18 protein-coding genes and 3 pseudogenes are annotated in these 17,714 nt (G+C 60.2%); 11 read left to right on the top strand and 10 right to left on the bottom strand.

All coding sequences use genetic code 11. From position 1 onward, the window contains the following. Positions 1-123 precede the first annotated feature (123 nt). Complete coding sequence (locus K0P03_RS20435) at positions 124-375, bottom strand: DUF1488 family protein (protein WP_130520392.1); 252 nt, start codon at positions 373-375, stop codon at positions 124-126. 408 nt (positions 376-783) lie between these two features. On the opposite strand from K0P03_RS20435, the gene K0P03_RS20430 reads away from it, so the two are divergent. Then, complete coding sequence (locus tag K0P03_RS20430; protein WP_130520394.1) at positions 784-1,125, top strand: hypothetical protein; 342 nt, start codon at positions 784-786, stop codon at positions 1,123-1,125. Between the two features lie 128 nt (positions 1,126-1,253). On the opposite strand, the gene K0P03_RS20425 is transcribed toward K0P03_RS20430, so the two are convergent. From K0P03_RS20425 to K0P03_RS20395, 7 genes are all read right to left on the bottom strand, one after another. Further along, the gene (locus tag K0P03_RS20425; protein WP_130520396.1) at positions 1,254-1,454 is read right to left on the bottom strand and encodes a hypothetical protein; all 201 of its coding nucleotides are present in this window, start codon (positions 1,452-1,454) and stop codon (positions 1,254-1,256) included. A 55-nt stretch (positions 1,455-1,509) separates the two neighbouring features. Further along, positions 1,510-1,758, bottom strand: coding sequence for an acyl carrier protein (locus tag K0P03_RS20420; protein WP_130520426.1), 249 nt, complete (start codon positions 1,756-1,758; stop codon positions 1,510-1,512). Positions 1,759-1,902: 144 nt separating this feature from the next. Further along, positions 1,903-2,193 carry a hypothetical protein gene (locus K0P03_RS20415; RefSeq protein WP_130520397.1) on the bottom strand — a complete coding sequence of 97 codons (291 nt, stop codon included), beginning with the start codon at positions 2,191-2,193 and terminating at the stop codon, positions 1,903-1,905. Between the two features lie 242 nt (positions 2,194-2,435). Then, the gene (locus tag K0P03_RS20410; protein WP_272816002.1) at positions 2,436-2,948 is read right to left on the bottom strand and encodes a hypothetical protein; all 513 of its coding nucleotides are present in this window, start codon (positions 2,946-2,948) and stop codon (positions 2,436-2,438) included. Positions 2,949-3,413: 465 nt separating this feature from the next. Beyond that, positions 3,414-3,701, bottom strand: coding sequence for a hypothetical protein (locus tag K0P03_RS20405; protein ID WP_130520403.1), 288 nt, complete (start codon positions 3,699-3,701; stop codon positions 3,414-3,416). 46 nt (positions 3,702-3,747) lie between these two features. Further along, entirely contained in the window at positions 3,748-4,143 is a 396-nt protein-coding gene (locus K0P03_RS20400; RefSeq protein ID WP_130520405.1) for a hypothetical protein, read from the bottom strand. Positions 4,144-4,363: 220 nt separating this feature from the next. Continuing rightward, entirely contained in the window at positions 4,364-4,939 is a 576-nt protein-coding gene (locus K0P03_RS20395; RefSeq protein WP_272790529.1) for a helix-turn-helix domain-containing protein, read from the bottom strand. Between the two features lie 245 nt (positions 4,940-5,184). Between K0P03_RS20395 and K0P03_RS20390 the strand changes: the two genes are divergently transcribed. After that, positions 5,185-5,505 carry a hypothetical protein gene (locus K0P03_RS20390; protein ID WP_130520409.1) on the top strand — a complete coding sequence of 107 codons (321 nt, stop codon included), beginning with the start codon at positions 5,185-5,187 and terminating at the stop codon, positions 5,503-5,505. A 108-nt stretch (positions 5,506-5,613) separates the two neighbouring features. Here K0P03_RS20390 and K0P03_RS20385 read toward each other — a convergent pair whose 3' ends face one another. Continuing rightward, a complete protein-coding gene (locus K0P03_RS20385) occupies positions 5,614-6,414 on the bottom strand; it encodes a helix-turn-helix transcriptional regulator (protein ID WP_245462386.1) in 801 nt (266 codons plus the stop codon). Between the two features lie 485 nt (positions 6,415-6,899). Between K0P03_RS20385 and K0P03_RS20380 the strand changes: the two genes are divergently transcribed. The 9 genes and pseudogenes from K0P03_RS20380 to K0P03_RS20340 form a co-directional block, all read left to right on the top strand. Further along, positions 6,900-7,718 (top strand): chemotaxis protein CheB, encoded by an 819-nt coding sequence (locus K0P03_RS20380; protein WP_272790528.1) that lies wholly within the window; start codon positions 6,900-6,902, stop codon positions 7,716-7,718. A gap of 24 nt (positions 7,719-7,742) precedes the next feature. Beyond that, positions 7,743-11,207 carry a CheR family methyltransferase gene (locus K0P03_RS20375; RefSeq protein ID WP_272790527.1) on the top strand — a complete coding sequence of 1,155 codons (3,465 nt, stop codon included), beginning with the start codon at positions 7,743-7,745 and terminating at the stop codon, positions 11,205-11,207. Positions 11,208-11,527: 320 nt separating this feature from the next. After that, positions 11,528-11,809 carry a hypothetical protein gene (locus K0P03_RS20370; RefSeq protein ID WP_245462387.1) on the top strand — a complete coding sequence of 94 codons (282 nt, stop codon included), beginning with the start codon at positions 11,528-11,530 and terminating at the stop codon, positions 11,807-11,809. A gap of 63 nt (positions 11,810-11,872) precedes the next feature. Further along, a pseudogene (locus tag K0P03_RS20365) lies at positions 11,873-12,157 on the top strand (hypothetical protein); the annotation flags it as partial. Between the two features lie 451 nt (positions 12,158-12,608). After that, a pseudogene (locus K0P03_RS20360) lies at positions 12,609-12,863 on the top strand (IS110 family transposase); the annotation flags it as partial. Positions 12,864-13,020: 157 nt separating this feature from the next. Continuing rightward, entirely contained in the window at positions 13,021-14,250 is a 1,230-nt protein-coding gene (locus K0P03_RS20355; protein WP_269704327.1) for a site-specific integrase, read from the top strand. Continuing rightward, positions 14,247-15,614, top strand: a complete 1,368-nt coding sequence (locus K0P03_RS20350) for a tyrosine-type recombinase/integrase (RefSeq protein WP_272790526.1) — start codon at positions 14,247-14,249, stop codon at positions 15,612-15,614. Before K0P03_RS20355 ends, K0P03_RS20350 begins: the two co-directional genes overlap by 4 nt. Continuing rightward, a complete protein-coding gene (locus K0P03_RS20345; RefSeq protein ID WP_269704331.1) occupies positions 15,611-16,615 on the top strand; it encodes a site-specific integrase in 1,005 nt (334 codons plus the stop codon). Before K0P03_RS20350 ends, K0P03_RS20345 begins: the two co-directional genes overlap by 4 nt. Positions 16,616-16,699: 84 nt before the next feature. Next, positions 16,700-16,933: pseudogene (locus K0P03_RS20340) on the top strand (IS110 family transposase); the annotation flags it as partial. A 22-nt stretch (positions 16,934-16,955) separates the two neighbouring features. Here the strand turns inward: K0P03_RS20340 and K0P03_RS20335 are convergent. Continuing rightward, positions 16,956-17,710 (bottom strand): IS5 family transposase gene (locus K0P03_RS20335; protein WP_443020588.1). Its coding sequence is split into 2 segments (ribosomal slippage): positions 16,956-17,366 and positions 17,369-17,710, totalling 753 coding nucleotides; the frame shifts between segments, so codons are not numbered across the junction. Positions 17,711-17,714 lie beyond the last annotated feature (4 nt).

The following is a 17,714-nucleotide window of genomic DNA, read 5'->3' as shown; positions in this document are numbered from 1 at the left end:
CGCTCTTGGCCTCTGGCCATAATCATTCCTTTGCCCAGATGCGGCCAGGCAGCCGGCCGGGCGAAACCCGGCAATCGTGTCGGGGATGTAGGTCGCCGAAGCTTCGTCCGGGAGCGGACGCTCTCAGCCGAAATCGGCGCGCGTCAAGACGTAAACCGGCTTTCGGCCAGCGGAATAGGCGCGCCGCGCCGCCTTGTAGACAGAGACGCGGGCATCGTCGAAAGCCCTGAGATAACCGGCTTCGGAAATCACTCCCGGGAACAGGTCCGCCCCCGCGAAGAACGGAATCTCGAACATGCCGTCATGACCAATAAAACGGATACGCTTGCCGGCCTCTTCATAGCTTCGGCTTTGGTTTGGAAAACTGAGACTCATGGAACGCTCCTTACGGTGACGGCGCCTCTTCGATACGAAAAGCCGCTATGAGCACCGGAAATAATCCCGCCGGCGCTGTTCAAAAATAATGTCATCAAAAAATCTGATGCAGGCTGCACAAAATTCCAAAAACTCAAATAAAGCATGTAACTCATTACTGTAAATTCTCATCGACAACCCACGAGTTCATGTGTTTTTCGATTGAATTCATCATATCACAAAAATTGAAATCATGTGTTTTTGTTTTGCAACCGGAAAAAAATGAGGGAATTCAAAGAAAAATCTTTAATTTCATTTGCTTTCTGCGCGTTGAGGCGCACACTGAAACTGTCCGGATTGCCATTGGCTCCAGGTCCGAGCGCGGGCCCTTATCGATCCCGATAATCATCGATTATAGGGAGTAACGTCATGTCATTCAGTTTGAACATGGAAAAAGCAAAACCCTACATGGTGGGTTTCGTTCTCGGCCTCGTGGCTGCGCCGCTCATCGCCTTCAATGCGGGATGGGTTTCGACCACCAGCGCACGTATCGAGGCGGTCAAGACCGCACGGGTAGAGACTCTTGCGGGCATATGTTCTGCCTCGGCCAGCCGCATCGCCACCGCCAGCAGCACCGATCTGGCAACCTACAAGGGATATGAAAACCGTACGAAGCGGGATGAACTCGTTGCCGCCGCGATGGCCGACATCCAGGTGCCAGCGGATCTTCTCAGCAAGGTCACTTTCGATTGCGGGCGCACATTGTCCTGACAAGCACTGAACTCACAAGATACGAAGCCGAAGGCGTTTTCGCCTTCGGCTTTCAGTTGGAGTAATGCTTGAATTTGGAGCAGACAGCCGCGCCTGTCATGCAGCTTCCGACCACACCTGCTCCGTTGCTACTTTCGCTTCAACTTCGGCAAGGGTGCAGGATTGGACACCTCTTTCGCCAGGCGGAGCGCGCGCAGCTTCTCGGTCTTCTTTTCCCACGTTGCGGCCTCCCGATCGATGATCCTCCAGGCGACCGAGTTGGTCTCCGACGCCTTTTTATCCGCAGTAGTCTTTGTCGGCTTGAAAAACCGTTCGCTATTCGCTGTCATCCGTCAACTCCTTCACCCCGCAACGACTGATCGTCATCCGGGCGCCGCTTATCTGTCACGATTGTGATGCGACCACGAAGTCGATGGCGTCCCGAACCGTCAGGAATTCCTCGGCCGGCTCGTCAGGAATGGCGATGCCAAACTCGTCTTCGATGAGCATCACGATTTGGACCACCTCCAAGGAATCAGCGCCCAGGTCATCGACAATTGAAGCGTCATCGACGACCTTCGATTTCTCGACAGCCAACTGTCCGATGATGATGTTTTTCACACGCTCGGCAATATCGGCTCTTCCGTCTTCCATGGCGATGTGTCCTGATGAAGAATAATTACTGGGACGCTGCCGGCTGACGCGATTGGGAGGGATGAAGGCGATCATAGCGGCTCTGGTCCGGGCGGTAGGACCAAACAAAACCAACCGCCAAAACCAAGACAACAAGAATCACCGTCAGACGATTGGGCATCGTGGCCACGCGGCGGTGGAACCGCCCTCGTTTTCCCAAACCTCGACACCGGCGCGCTGTTCTTGCGCGCGCGTTTTGCGAGATAGAGGATAGTTTCCGGCATCGATCGTCGCCGACTTGATCAATCGGATAAGATTTGCCGCATCCTCATTCATGGTTCCCTGCCCGAGCACAAGGCTGTGGGTCTCATAGTCGGCGTTCTTGAGAATCTGCCGGAGGACGGTTCGGCGGTGCGTTCCCGGAATATCGGGGCCCTTGAAGATGAGGATTACCATAGCCAACCCTCCATGAAGAGGATGAGGATCATCGTCAGGCTGGCTGCAAAAAACACATAGCCACCCGCGGTGGTCCATACATGTCTTTGCTGTTTGTGGAAGAATATGGAAGACATTGAGTCCTCCTTCATTTCAGGGCCAGGGTAACCAACCCTCAAACAGCAGCGCCCTTGTCAATGGCTGCTGGAACACCAACCTTGCGCCCGATACCACGCATTGGCAAGCCCTCAATTGGGGCCGTTTCATGCCGATAGCGCTCCGAAGTCAGTGGTCGATGGATGAGACGGCGAAGCGTACTGCTCGTCATCGATGGCTTTTGAAAAGTGCGCCATTGCTGAAGGTCGCAAGGCTTCCGCCCCAACAGGCGTGAGGCAACAATGCGCACCAAGCGAAATCACCTGCTGTTTTTGAAGCCACGCAAGAGCATCACGGCTGACCTTTTTCCCAATTTCGGAGCGCGGCCGATAAAAAGCGAAGTCCGGTCGCACGAAGACAAGAGACACATTGTCATCGAGACATCTGACAAGGCTGGCGTCAGGCGCATCCAGGTTGTTCTTTTGCTGTCTGTCGTTGATGACGTCGCTCACATTATTTGTGACAGCGTGGTTACGGCGCTTTGCCTGAACGCGGTTACAAGCGCCTACCACATCTACATCCTGACCGCGGGAGGGCTTCGATGACCCTGAATGCAAGGAGGACGAGAAAGCCGTGCTCAAAATGACCGAAAGAACCACCGAAACCGAAATCACATTCACGCATCCGTTTCACCTCGAGTCCCTTTCGGAGCCTCTGGAAGAGCGCCGATTAGCCCGCCTGCTGCGCCACCGGCCACCGCGCCTGCCACTGCGCCCGCCGCCGTGGCAGCAAGCCATCCGGCGGCAACCACCGGCCCGACGCCGGGAATGATGAAGGTGTCGTCGCCCTTCCCGGCGAGTATGGGCTTTCCGCCTTCGCATCGGAAATCGGCAAGCTGCGCGTGTGGGGACGGGAACCTTCTGTAAAGTTCGGCGAAGTCTCGGCGGCGATCAACTAAGGCCAATGCGAGGCGGTGCTTTTTCCGTGTCATGGGTCCTGCATGACCTCTCCTCCAGCCTGCGTCGACGCCGGCTGGCGTAGCTGCGTGGAATTCAGTCGCTCGAACGCGCTCTGTTCAGGGCGAAACATCCAGACCAAGGTGATCGAAAGGACAACGAGGAAGGCCGATAGCATCAAGCGACTGATCATATCGCATCGCCTTTCGTCGCGCCGCCCTCGTTTTCCCACACCTGAAGGCCAGCATCATCTGCGGCTCGGGGCAGATGACGCGCCCTATGTTCGAGGTTGTGCAACATGAAAGGCGGTTCGATAAGACCGGCCTTGAACTGGCTGATCCCGAACTTCGCGGCGGAGCGACTGCGCTTCGTCTCCGTTCCTCCTTCCGCAATCTGATAATCCGAACGCTTCAGAATATCGCGAACCAGTCTTATGTCTGCGGCGTGCGTATATTGTTTTGGATAAGTGGAAGACATGTCGTCCTCCATTCACATCGGGAGGTATGTGTGCTTCGCACTCTGCTTATCGGTGGACAGATTTGTTGTGGGAGGCGTGGTTCGGAGCGCCGCCTTCATTCTCCCATCCCTGCAGATCGTTTTCGCCAGATCGCAAGGGCACGCTGACCGGACGAAATTCCGCCTTGCAAATAAGCGGTAGGCCTTGGATAGCATGCCGAGGCCGAAGGGGGGCAAAGAGTACCTTGTACTTCAGTGGGCGACCGAAAGATCGTTCAAGTTGCTCCATCAGCCTGTGCGGCGAGGCTTTGCCGGAGTGGACCAACCGCATCAGCAGTTTGGTGGCCGTGTTGAATTTTTGCCCGTTCTCAGCAAGGGCATCCGGGCTGTAGCCCGCCATGCGCAGCGCGGACCGGACCATTTCCCGCGATGAGATTTCAGAAATTCCAGCACCGGAAGACATGTCGTCCTCCTTTGATTGGGGCCAGGGTAACCAACCCTCAAACAGCAGTGCCCGTAACATTGGCTGCTGAAGAAATCAGTGTGGGCCCACCTGGTGCCGAAAGCAAGGGTACAAATAAGGTCAATTCGGTTCACTCTTCCAGTGCGCAGATTCGCCATTGTTTTGCAGCGTGCGATGCCTCGCACCCCAACCATATCATCGAAGCGATGAGACGCCCTTATTAAGCTCTTGAGATCCCATCAGGGGTGATTATCCGTGCCGGGCGGGCATTTTTCCCTGATCGCTGCCAGAGCGGCGGGGAAGTCTTTTTGAAAACGTCGCCTTCCAGTTCGTTCTGCGCATAATGACGAGGACGGGCCGAAAGCTTGGCAAAGCCGAGCGCCTTAAGTTCGCGGCCCACCGCCGTCTCGTCGATGGAAATGCGGAACTCCTCGAACAACCACTGGGCCAGGTCCTTGCGCCGCCAGCGCACCACGCCATGAATGGCCGGAATTGGGCCGCTTTCCACAAGTTGAGCCAGCGCCTTGCGCTGCGCGTCGTTCAGTTTCGACCGAGCCCCGGGCGCTTTGGTGTTCATCAATCCATCGGGACCGCGCTCATTGAAGCGCACGACCCAGTCACGAACGATCTGTACCGTCACGCCGCCGATCTCGGATGCATACTGTCTGGACCCACCGTCATAGATCGAAGCAAGAGCCAGAAGCCGGCGAACTTGCGCGGCGTCCCTGGCTTTCTTCGCAAGCCGTCTCAGCGTCGAGCCGTCATAGTCCATCCGCAACGAGATCGCTCTCGTCATGCCGAACCTCCGTTCGACACAGGGAGTCAGAAATTCGATGATTTGGGAACCCCTCTACGAGAGGCCGTCAGCGCGCGTTGGTATTAGAGCAACAACTTCAAGGCAATTTAACAGGAAGAACGGCGAGTTTCATTTGCTTCCCCTGCCCCAAGGCGCAAGATAAAACTGTCCGGATTGCCATTGGCTCCAGGTCCGAGCGTGGGCCTTATAGATCCCGATAATCATCGATTAGAGGGAATAAAGTCATGCCATTCCATCTCAGCATCGAAAATGCAAAACACTATCTGGTGGGTTTCATTCTCGGCCTTGTCGCCGCGCCGCTCATCGCGTTCAACGCGGGATGGGTTTCGACCGCCAGTGCACAAGCCGAGGCCGTGAAATTCGCGCGCGTGGAGACGCTTGAGGGCATATGTTCCGCCACCGCAAGCAGCACCGATCTGGCAACCGTCAAGGGGTATGAAATCCGCGCCAAGAGGGACGAACTCGCCGCCGCCTTGGCGGATATCCAGGTGCCGGCGGACCTTCTCAGCAAGGTCACCTTCGACTGCGAGCGTACATTGTCCTGATCCTCGCGCGATAGACCGAAGCGCGATCAGGACGGCAAAAGCCCGGTCCGGATAAAAGCTCCCGGGCCAGAAATCCGGCAGCCGGCAGAGCCCGATCCGGGTCCGGGTTCAAGCCCTGCCGATTTCACAGGCTTCGTCGGACATAATATCACCGACCTTGCAGGCGGCCTCCGTCCGGTTGGTGGCGCCAACCTTTTTCATGATACTGCGAATATACACCTTCACCGTGCTCTCACAGAGATTGAGTTCTAGGGCGATGAGCTTGTTCGCCTTGCCACGGCGCAGCGCATCGGCAACGGACAGCTGACGCGCCGTGAAAACGTGATGGCCACATCGCTCACGGGAATAGCGGCCCAAACGGCCGCGCACCGCCAGCACGCTGCTTGCCGGAACAAACCGACCGCCGGCGATGGCAAGCGCAAGTGCCTTGATGCAGACATCGATATCGACGGTGTTCGGAATGAAGCCTTGCACGCCTCGGTCGATGACCTGCAGTACGTGATCAAGTGTCTGAATGCCGGACAATATCACCACAGGCACTGGCTCAAGCGTCGTCACGAACTGCGCGATCTCGTCCATGAACTGCGGCGCCACGACGTCCCTGCCGACGATGTTGACAAGAGCGACGCGGAGCGTGCCAAGGCCTGCCTTGCGCTGCTGCCAGCTGACAAGCCCGGAAAAGGTGAAAATGCTGATGCCGAACTGATGCGTATCAAGACTGTTGGCAAGACATTCCCGGTCGAGGTTCCTTTTGTCGAAGATCGCGACATAGTCGCTCGGCGCATATCCCTCCGGCTCCCCGTCCACGTTTTCCCTGGAATAGGCTCGCATATCGCTGCCGGCTAAATCTCGGGCCTGGAGAATTTTGATCGGCTCCTCTTCGCAAGCCCCCTCGTTGTCTTTCGCCATTGTGGCCCTCATTCGTCTATCGGTCGAAGTGACACGCCCGTCCCGCATTCCTGCGGCCACCGCGCGCTGCGCAAGCACTTTGAGGGATTCCGCGATCGGCAGGGTCTGGTTCCCCTCGATATCGCAGCGTCGGCCTCGCGAAAATTCTTCTTCGAACGCGTAGACGCCGGCAATGGAAGGCGCCTCGCCTTCGGGAAAATCGATCTAAACCGGGAATAGTATCCGCAAAAAAGAAGATATTTATGCAACGCAGAAATGCTTTGAGAGGCAAGGTGAAAAACACTCGCCAAGAAAACACCATCCGGTTCGGTCCGATTTATTTTTTAGTTACTAATTATTTATCAAAAAAAATCTGCACGAACAGATTCGGATAATACGTATAGTCAAGGGTATACAATTTCTGCGACAATACCCATACTGTGCCAAATTCCTATTCGCGCATATTGAACCCTCAGAATGCGTGCAAAATCCCCGAGAAGTCGCCCATGAATTCGAGCCATCCCTTTGCGCACGCCTCGTCGGGGTTCGACGGCACCTCCGGCAGGATTATCGCGATCGGCGCGTCGGCCGGCGGACTGGATGCCTGCCGCATCCTGCTTGAGGCCATGCCGTCGGGTGGCGGCAACACTTTCATTCTCGTCCAGCATCTCGATCCCGTCCACGAGAGCCTGCTGGCCGAACTCCTCTCCCGCCACACCCCCATGACGGTCATCCAAGCCAGGGACGGCCAGAAGCTGGAGCCGGATCATCTCTTCATCATTCCGCCCGGCCGCTACATGGGCGTGCAAGCCGACACGATACGCCTCACCACGCCGCCCGACCGCCGCGGCACGCGCATGCCCTTCGACTTCCTCCTGCAGGCCCTCGCCGCGGAATACGGCGCGCGTGCGACGGCAGTGGTCCTGTCCGGCACCGGGACGGATGGCAGCATCGGCATCGGACTCATCCGCGCGGCGGGCGGCCGGGTCTATGTCCAGGATCCGGACGAAGCCGACTATGACGGGATGCCGAAGAGCGCGATCGCTTCAGGAATGGCTGAACACGTCATGCCGCTGGCGGCAATCGCTGGGGCCTTGCACCGGCCGCCGCCCGCCAGGGACGACGCTAGGCCGCCCTCGAAGGAGGCGACCGTCGACAGGATCCTCACCATGCTCCGCGAAACGGCGGGCAAGGATTTCGCCCTCTACAAGCAGGGAACGCTGCTTCGCCGGATGGAACGGCGTATGGCCATGGCAGGGATCGCCTCCTCCGACACGGCACGCTACCTGGACGTCCTTAAACAAAACCCGCTTGAACTGTCCTAGCTTGCCACCGACATCCTGATCAATGTGACGAACTTCTTCCGCGACCCCGAGGTTTTCGAGCGGTTGCGCGCGACGATCGTGCCCGAACTCGTCAAGAACCATCCGCCCGGGCGCACGCTGCGCCTGTGGGTCGCAGGGTGCAGCACCGGCGAGGAGGCCTATTCGCTCGGCATGATCGTCCAGGAGTGCATTTCGCAGGCCAGACGCGACATCCAGATGCAGATCTTCGCCTCCGATGCGGACGAGGCGGCGGTCGCCTTCGCGCGCGACGGCTTCTATCCGCTCGCGATCAACGCGGACGTCTCGCCCGAGCGGCTGCAACGCTTCTTCACCCAGGAGGAACACGGCTACCGGATCGCTTCGGAGCTTCGCTCGTCCGTCATTTTCGCGGTCCAGAACGTCCTCAGCGATCCGCCCTTTTCCAACGTCGACTTCATCTCCTGCCGTAACCTGCTGATCTATCTCGGCCCGGAGGCGCAGGCAAAGGTCATCGCGCTCTGCCACTTCGCCCTCAACGAAAACGGCATCCTGCTGCTCGGCAATACGGAAACGGTGGGCACGGCGACCAACCGCTTCGATGTACTCGACAAGTCAGCAAGGATCTTCCGCCGCAAGGGACAGCGCGGCCGCTATGGCTTTGCCATCAACGCAACGGACAATGTCCGGGTGCCGGCGCAGCAGGGGCAGGCGCCGAGCCGACAGGCCGCGCTCGCCGATCTCTGCCGCCGCATGGTTCTCGACACGTATGCCCCGGCCACGGTGCTGATCAACCGCAAACACGAGTATCTCTATTCGCTTGGCCCCGTACAGCGCTACCTGCGCATCGCCCAGGGCTATCCGAGCCAGGATCTCTTCACAATGACGCCGCGCAGCGTGCACACCAAGCTCCGCTCGGCGCTCCACCGCGCCCGGCAGGAGCACGCCCGCATCGTGGCGACCGGCCTTTACCACGATGCGGACGACACCCTGTCGCGCTACGAGATTGCGGTTCAGCCCGTCGTCAGCGACGGCGAAGACCTGTTTCTCGTCAGCTTCCTCGACACCGCCCAGCCACCTGAAGCCGGTGAGCGTCCCGAAGATGCCACCCCCGACGATCGGTCCGGCGCCCTGGAGCGGGAGCTGGCCACCACACGCACGGAACTGCAGGCGGCGATCCGGGACCTGGAAAATGCGGCGGAAGAGCAGAAGGCGATCAATGCGGAGACGCTCTCGCTCAACGAGGAATATCAATCCGCCAATGAGGAACTGCTGACCTCCAAGGAGGAGCTGCAATCGTTGAACGAGGAGCTGACCGCCCTCAACGCCCAGCTTCACGAAGCGCTGGAACGCCAGCGCGCGACGGCAAACGACCTCGAAAACGTGCTGTACAGCACCGACGTCGCGACGATCTTCCTCGATCCCGGATTGAACATCCGTTACTTCACACCGGCGACGCGCTCGATCTTCAACGTCATCATGGGCGACATCGGCCGGCCGCTGGTAGACCTCAACGCGCGCGTGCCCGACGCGACCCTGCTCGGCGACGCCTCCGCCATCTTGAATGGTAGCGCCACCCGGGAGCGCGAGGTCAGGACAGGAAACGGCACCTGGTACATGCGCCGGGTCATGCCGTACCGAACCCAGGAAGAGGGCATGGAAGGCGTGGTGATCACCTTTGCCGACGTGACCTCCCAGCATCGTGCCCACGAAGCGCTCGACCGGGCGAAGCAGGCGGCCGAACGCGCCAATGCGGCAAAATCCCGTTTCCTCGCCGCGGCAAGCCACGACTTGCGCCAGCCGTTGCAATCGCTGGTCCTGCTTCAGGGCCTTCTGGAACAATCGGTGGAAGGCGAGCAGGCCCGGAAGCTGGTCAGAAGCTTCGGCGATACGCTCGGCTCCATGTCCGGAATGCTGAACGCCCTCCTCGATATCAACCAGATAGAGGCCGGCACGGTCCAACCGCGTATCATTACGTGCCCCGTGAATGACGTGCTGCAGCGGCTGGCCGACGAATTCGGCTACAGCGCCGCGGAGAAGGGCCTGCGCCTGCGCTTCGTGCCTTCCAGCCTGCTGGTGCGCACCGATCCCCGCCTTCTGGAGCAGATTGTTCGCAACCTTTTGGCGAACGCACTCAAGTACACCCGGCAAGGCAAGATCCTGCTCGGCTGTCGGCGACACAAGGATGCACTCGCCATCGAGGTCTGGGACAGCGGCGTCGGCATTCCATCCCAAGAGCTCCAGGCGATTTTCGACGAGTACCACCAGGCCGCCGGCGAAGAGGCGGACCTTGGCCTCGGCCTCGGCCTTTCCATCGTCAAGCGCCTCAACATGTTGCTGGGCCACGAGATCGAGGTCCGTTCCGTTCCGGGTAAGGGCTCGGTCTTCTTGCTCCGTGTCGCGCTCGGGCGGCAGGAGCGGCAGGAGGACCGGCCGCCGATCGAGCAAAACACGCAGGCGCCCCCTTTGCGCGGCACCGTGCTCCTCATCGAGGACGACCAGAAGGTCCGCAGCCTGATCGAGATCGCGCTCCGCGACGAACATCACCTGGTCTACGCCGCAGACAGCAGCGCGGCGGCGATCGAGCTCGTTTCCAGCGGCATGGTGGTACCAGCGCTCATCCTGGCGGACTACAACCTGCCGAATGAGCTGAACGGCCTCGACGTCACCAAAAACCTTCGTGCGCTTCTCGGCCGCAGCATTCCCGCGATCGTTCTGACGGGAGACATCAGGGCGGAGACGTTGCGCATCCTTTCGGCCGAGAACTGCCTGCACATGCCGAAACCGGTAAGTCTGGGCGAACTCCTGAAGGCGATCCAGCTTCTGCTGCGCACCGGCAGGATCGAGCCCCATGGCGAGCGGCAGGGCGAGCCGCAGGCGCCGCCCCCCGGTGCGCCGGCGATCTATGTCATCGACGACGACGATACGACACGCGAGGCGCTGCGCGAGAGCCTGGAGGCCGACGGGCGCAGGGTACTGGCGTTTTCCGACGGGGAAACCTTTCTCGCAGCCTTCAACGACGCGTTGCCCGGGTGCCTCGTCGCGGACGTCAAGCTGCCGGGAATAAGCGGTCTGGACGTACTGCGGGCGCTGAGCGACCGGGGGGCCACGCTGCCAACGGTCATGATCACCGGCGCCGGCGACGTCGCGACCGCGGTCCTGGCGATGAAGGCGGGCGCTTCCGATTTCATCGAGAAACCGATCGGGCCTTCCGAGCTGCTGGCAAGCGTTTCCCGGGCACTGGAGTCCAACCGCGACAAGGGCGAGCAGGCCGCCCGGCAGCAGGAGGCGAAGACCCGTATGGCGCGCCTGACGGAGCGCCAGCGGGAAGTCCTGGACCGGGTGCTCGCCGGCGAACCCAGCAAGGTGATCGCAATGGATCTGGGCGTCAGCCAGCGAACGGTCGAAGTGCACCGGGCCGCGATCATGCGGCGACTTCAGGTCGGCTCCCTGCCTGCCCTCGCACGGCTGGTGGTGTTGGCGGAAAGCGGGGAAGTGGCAAGCAAGGGGTAGGCCTCTATCCTACGCTCGACAATCGGGGCTGTTCGGGCGCCGGACACCACCTTTGCCGCACCTCAACCTGATCCGCGCGACGGTTGCGCCGCAATTGATCTGTTGCCAAGACCGGGGAACGGGTCCAGTGTCTTCGTTCCAGCAGCCATCTCACGGGCGCTGCTGTTTGAGGGTTGAATACCCTAGCCCCAAAGCGAGGAGGACATCATGTCTTCCGTATTCCACTACACCAGGAAGTTAAGTTACGCGGACATCGCCGGCTACGCCGTATCGGCGGCAAGTCTTGCGATGGTCGTCTACATTCTGATCGAGCGATGGTTATGGTGATCCTTGTCTTCAAGGGTGCGCGGTCGGCTGCAAGCCGGCAACGAACCGTTCTGCGGCAAATCTTCAAGGACGCCGATTACCAGACGGAAAACCTGTCGGCCGGGGTCGGCACGGAACATGGCGAAGCGCGCAATCTCATCCGCCTCATCAAGGGCGTGACGATCGGCGCCGAGAAGTATCCCCTGTCGCAAAACGCCCGGTACAAAAACCGCAACCTCGACCTCGATGTCTGGGGAAACGAGGGCGCCTCGGCAAGGCGGAGCCCCGAAGACTAAAGGGCCGGTTCAGCCGGCGCACTTCGTCGGCCGTCGTTGGCGCAATGGGAAAGCAGCATCGAAATGACCGAAAGAACCACGGAAACCGAAATCACATTCATGCATCCGTTCAACCTGAAAGCCCTCGAGGAGCCGTTGGAAGCCGGAACCTACCGCCTCGTCGTCGACGAAGAGCTGATCGAGGGCCTCAGCTTCGCAGCGTATCGGCGGATGGGCACGCACCTCGAGATTCCCGCAATCGCGGTGGGGATGGCGAGGCGCCAGTTCCTGCAGGTATCGACGGCGGAAATCGCCGAGGCATTGGCGCGGGATGCGCCACAGACAGAAAACGGCCCGCGCTTCATTCCGGAAAGATACCTGAGTTTTACGACGTCAGCGAAGCCAAGCGCGCCAGAGAGCCGAACCGGTAAGTGTCAGCCCGACCCTGCATCGGAGCAGACGATTGAGGAAGCAAACATCCCGATAGCCGACTCATCGGGGACCGCTGAGGAGCGTTTCCGCAATCGGCGGCCTTCAACCCATCCCTCGGTTCTGGGGCACGGAAGCGCCTCCTTCCGGGTTTTCGTTGCCGTTCAGCATTCCTAACCCCTGGCGAAAGGCTCCGGCAATGGCTTCGAACTTAACGCTCTGCCAGCGGGCATAGTCCTGCAGCAGGACGGGGGAGACGTAGAGATCGCCCTGATTGCCGGGAAAGCTCCAGACTGTTGATTTGCACTGATGGGTTGGATGCCCCTCCCACCGGCATCGCAGTGTGCCAAGATGGTGATGCGTTACGTCACCCACAGAGGAGGAGGCATCGATGGAGGAAGTTAGCATCGTCGGCGTCGACCTTGCAAAGCAGGTTTTCCAGGTTCACGGCGCAGCATCGGATGGCCGGGTTTTGTTTCGTAAGAAGCTCTCGCGTCTTCAGTTTCCAAAATTCATGGCGACACTGCCCCCTTGCGTAGTCGCGATGGAGGCCTGCGGCACAGCCCATTATTGGGGGCGCGAGTTGGCAGGGCTCGGCCATGACGTTCGGCTGATCCCGCCGGTTTATGTAAAGGCTTTCGTAAAGTTATGCTCACCTCGCCATAACTTCACTAATCACGAGGTCGTCGTAATGCGGAGGAGCGCGGCCTGATCGGCGGATTTTCGCTGTTTTCCGATCGGCTTGCTTTGCATTATTCGGTGCCGAACCTCTGCGGGTCAATCGACCAACAGAGGACTCGCCAATGCCCTATATCCGTCACGAACTAATTGCCGCACTCAATTCCTCCCTTATCAGTCAGCGATACAGCCCGGTCGTGGTGAGGAATTACTGCACCTACGCATCTGGATTTCTCGATTATCTGGGACAGCGGGGCATCCTGGTCGCAGACGTGATCGACGTGCAGGTAGAGCAATACCTGCGGCACGCGATCGTAAAGTTCGAAAAGGAGCGTGGTCGACGTCCCGGCGCACGCTGGCACGAGGTTCCGCGCTCCGGAATTCATGCGCTGTTGCGACTTGCTCACGGTCAATGGCCGCCAGCAATCGAGCCTATCTGCGCGGCCGATGTGGCCCGATTTGCAGTTTGTGACGAATACGAAATCTGGCTGCGTGAGGAACGCGGGTTGGCTCGCTCCAGCGTCGCAGCGCTGATGTGGGAAGCCCGGAACTTTCTTGCCTGGCAGATCGATTACGGAAGCGGCGGCTTGGCGGGGCTGAGCGTCGTTGACGTAGACCGTTACATGGATCTGCGCGCGCCGAAACTGACGCGCTGCTCGCTGAAGTCTGTCGCAGAGCGGCTTCGCTCGCTGCTGCGATATCTCCACATCACGGGTCGCGTCACAACGGACCTGTCAGGGCATGTGATAGCTCCGACGCTTTATGCATATGAAGGAGTGCCCTCAATCCTGGAGCGAGACCAGATCGCCGCGGTGCTGGAAACCGCGAGGGCGGACAAGACGCCAGCGGGGCTGCGGGACCATGCAATCCTGCAACTCCTTGCAACATATGGGCTACGGTCTGGAGAGATCCGCAATCTGCGGATCGAGGACATCGACTGGCGGACGGAAGCCATCCATGTTCGCCACCACAAGACGCGGGCCAGCACATCGCTGCCCCTGATGGAGCCGGTCGGTGAAGCGTTGCTTGCTTATCTGCGTTCCGGGCGGCCCGTGACGGACGCCAGGGAAATCTTCCTCCGCACGCGCGCGCCCTATCGCAAGCTCGACAAGCTTTACAGCGTGGTTCGCCGGTGGCTCCGTGACGCTGGTGTCCAACCGCCTGGTAAGTGTGGACCCCATATCTTCCGCCATGCGCGCGCTGTTGAGATGTTGCGGGTCGCGGTGCCTCAAAAGGTCATCGGCGACGTGCTGGGGCACCGTTCGACGGGATCGACGGCTCCCTACCTCAAGCTCGCCACCGAGGACCTCAGGGCCATTGCGCTTGACGTGCCGGGAATGGAGGTGCTGGCATGACCGCCCGCTGGCCCGATCCCGACCGCGCGATCATTGACCGCCATGTCGCGATCCTTGATCTGCACAGCATGAAAAGCCGAGCCTGTTATCGGCAGGTCCTGCATGGCTTCCAGGATGTGGCCGAACGTTACGATGCACTCGGTCAGGAAGTGCTGATTGCGTGGCTGCGTAAATCGGCCGAATGCTGGGCAGCGACGACGCGGCTACACCGCACCCGCATCATTGACCGGTTCCTCGAACGCCTGGTGGAAATCGGCGCGATCGAACGCAATCCCGTCACCGCTCTGCGAGATGCGTGCAATATCAAGCAGTGCATGCCCATCTGGCGGGCATTGGCGTCGCGGGATCCGGAACAGGCTCTCGCCGAACTGCGCCAGCCCAGGCCGTTCGGCAGCGTGCTGGGCGAAATGATGGCTGAGCATGTCGCGATGATGCGGCGCAGAGGATACAAATACACTTCGCAGCCCCTGTTGCTCTTGCGGTTCGACCGGTTCCTGCAGCTGCATCCGGGACCGGAGGCCGAACCGCTGAGCGCCATGGTTGATCGATGGGCGGCAACGAATGTCACGCGTCACCAAGTGGAGGAATGCGAAAAGCTCAAACGCGTCTTTGCGAAAATCCTTCGTCACCGCGACCCGTCGATACCTGTGCGGCGACCGGACCCGAGACCGAGGAAGGAGGCGGCCAGGCAATGGCGAAAGGCTCATATCTACTCGCCTGCCGACGTGCGGCGGATGCTCGAGGTTGCCCGCACCTATCCGTCTCCACGGGTGCCGCTTCGGCCGCTGAGCATGTACACAATGCTGCTGCTGGCCTATTGCGCAGGCTTGCGGCGCGGCGAGCTTGCCCGGCTCGATCTTGGTGACGTTGACCTGCGGGACGGTACGGTAACCGTCCGGCAGACCAAGTTCTTCAAGACTCGGATACTGCCGCTTCCCGACAGCGTTGTAGTCGAGCTTCGCGCCTACGTCGATGCACGGCGTCGTGCCGGTGGATCACAGGACGCGCGCTCCGGCTTGTTCTGGCACGAGCGAGGCGACGGTCACTACACGCCGGAAATGATCACGTGGTTGCTCTCTGACGTCATACGTCGCGCTGGGTTGAAGCCATTGCGAGGAAAAGCGGGCCCTCGCGTTCATGACCTGCGCCACTCGATGGTCGTGAACAGAATCCTGGAATGGTACCGGACGGGTGTCAACCCGCAGGATCGCCTGCCGTTCCTCGCGACCTATCTCGGCCATAGGGATATCAACTCTACATTGGTCTACATCACCGTCACGCAGGAGCTGCTGCATTACGCGAATGAGCGGTTCCGGGCAGTTGGCGCACCGTGCCTCAGCATGGGGCAGGAGATGCGGCCATGAGCAAGGTTGACCGGTTCCCGGCCCTGCTGCGCGCGTTCTTCTACGAATGGCTGGTCGAGCAGCGCAACGCATCCATCCATACAGTCCGATCATACCGCGATACCTGGCGGTTGTTGCTCCGGTTCGTCGCCCAGCGTACTGGGAAGAAGGTGGCTATGATCACGCTGGCCGATCTGGCCGCCAGCGAGGTCGCCGCGTTCCTCAGTCACGCCGAACATGACCGTGGCGGTACGATCGGCACGCGCAACTGCCGGCTTGCGGCGATCCGCAGCTTCTTCCACTTCGTGGCCACAAGGGATCCTGGATCGATCGCGCAATGCGTGGAAATCCTCAACATACCGATCAAGCGCGCTCCGGTGTCGGAACCGAGCTATCTGGATCCGGCGGAAGTGACGGCGATCCTCGCTCAGCCAGATCGTTCGACCATTGAGGGCATGCGGGATCATGCGCTGCTCTCGTTCCTCTACAACAGCGGCGCACGAATACAGGAAGCGCTCGACCTTTGCCCAGAAGCAATCCGGTTCGAAAGCCCGAGTTGCGTGCGTTTGACCGGTAAGGGACGGAAGGAACGTATCTGTCCGCTCTGGCCAGAAACCGTGATGTTGCTGCGGAAACTGCTTGAACGGCAACCACGGGCGCCCGACCAGCGGCTGTTCGTCAACCGCTATGGCGAGCCGCTCAGCGCCTCCGGGGTCCGGTTCAAGCTCGCCGCCTACGTGAAGGCGGCGGCCGAAACCATGCCAACGCTGCGTGCCAAGCACGTAACGCCACACGCCTTCCGGCACGCCACCGCCGTGCACCTCATCTCGGCCGGCGTCGACATTACGGTCATCCGAAGCTGGCTCGGTCATGTCAGCCTCGACACGACCAACCACTATGCCAGGGCCAATCTGGAAACGAAGCGGAAAGCCCTGGAAAAGGTCGCCGTTCCAGCCACACCCGGCAGCCAGCCATCCTGGAAGCGCGATGCCAGCGTGCTCGCCTGGCTCGACACACTCTGAAATAATGCGGAGGAACATCGACAAGAACGGCGAAAATCCGCCGATCAGGCCGCGCTCCTCCGCATTACGACGACCTCGTGATTAGTCAAGCGCCAGAAGAACGATGCTGCCGATGCTGAGGCTGTTGCAGAAGCTGCGATGCGGCCGACCATGCGGACGGTCGCTGTGAAGACGTCAAATCAGCAAGCTCGGGCAATGCTATTCCGAACTCGCGATCTTCTTGTCGGCCAACGAACGCAGATGGTGAACGCTCTGCGCGGAGATCTTGCGGAACATGGTGTCATTGTGGGCAAAGGACTGGGCAATGTGGAGCGCCTTTCAACCCTAGGGTCCGGACTCACTAGAGCCACCAGATGACGGCTGCGGCGAGAGCGACGGCACCCATGAAGTTTTTGATGTTGCGATCGAAGCGGGTGGCGAGGCGACGCCAGTCCTTGAGACGGCAGAACATACGCTCGATGACGTTGCGCTGCTTGTAAACGGCGCGGTCGTACTCGTACTGAACCTTGCGATTTCGACGTGGCGGGATCACAGCCTCGGTACCGCGCTCGTCGAGCCACTCGCGCAGAGCCTGGCTGTCATAGCCCTTGTCCGCGACGAGCTGCGCGGTGGGCGGCAGGGCTTCGATACACAGCCTCGCCACGTTGCAGTCATGGACGTTGCCGGGCGTCAGGAGCAGGACGTGAGGGCGACCTTTCGCGTCGCAGACGGCATGGAGCTTGGTGTTCCCTCCGCCTTTCGTGCGGCCGATACCATGAGCCATGGCCCCCCTTTTCCGCCGCCTGCGCAGCGGTGGACCTTGATGCAGCTACTATCGATGAACAATCGGTCCGGTGCATCCTCGGCCCCGGCGAGTGCGCTGAAGATGCCTTCCCAGATGCCGCGCTCGGACCAGCGAACGAAGCGATTGTAGAGCGTCTTCTTCGGTCCATAGACGTCGGCGCAGTCCGCCCAGCGTCCACCGCATCGCAGCGCGTGGACGATTCCGCTCAACACGCGACGATCGTCCACGCGCGGCTTGCCCCGCACATCCGTTGGCAGGAGCGGTTCGATCCGTTCCCACTGCGCATCGGAAAACCAAAAGAAATCAGACATCTCA

The organism is Shinella sp. HY16, from assembly GCF_028534175.1.
Classification (GTDB): Bacteria; Pseudomonadota; Alphaproteobacteria; order Rhizobiales; family Rhizobiaceae; genus Shinella.
The sequence above is the reverse complement of the archived record's forward strand: the minus strand, read 5'-3'. Positions and strand labels throughout refer to the sequence as shown.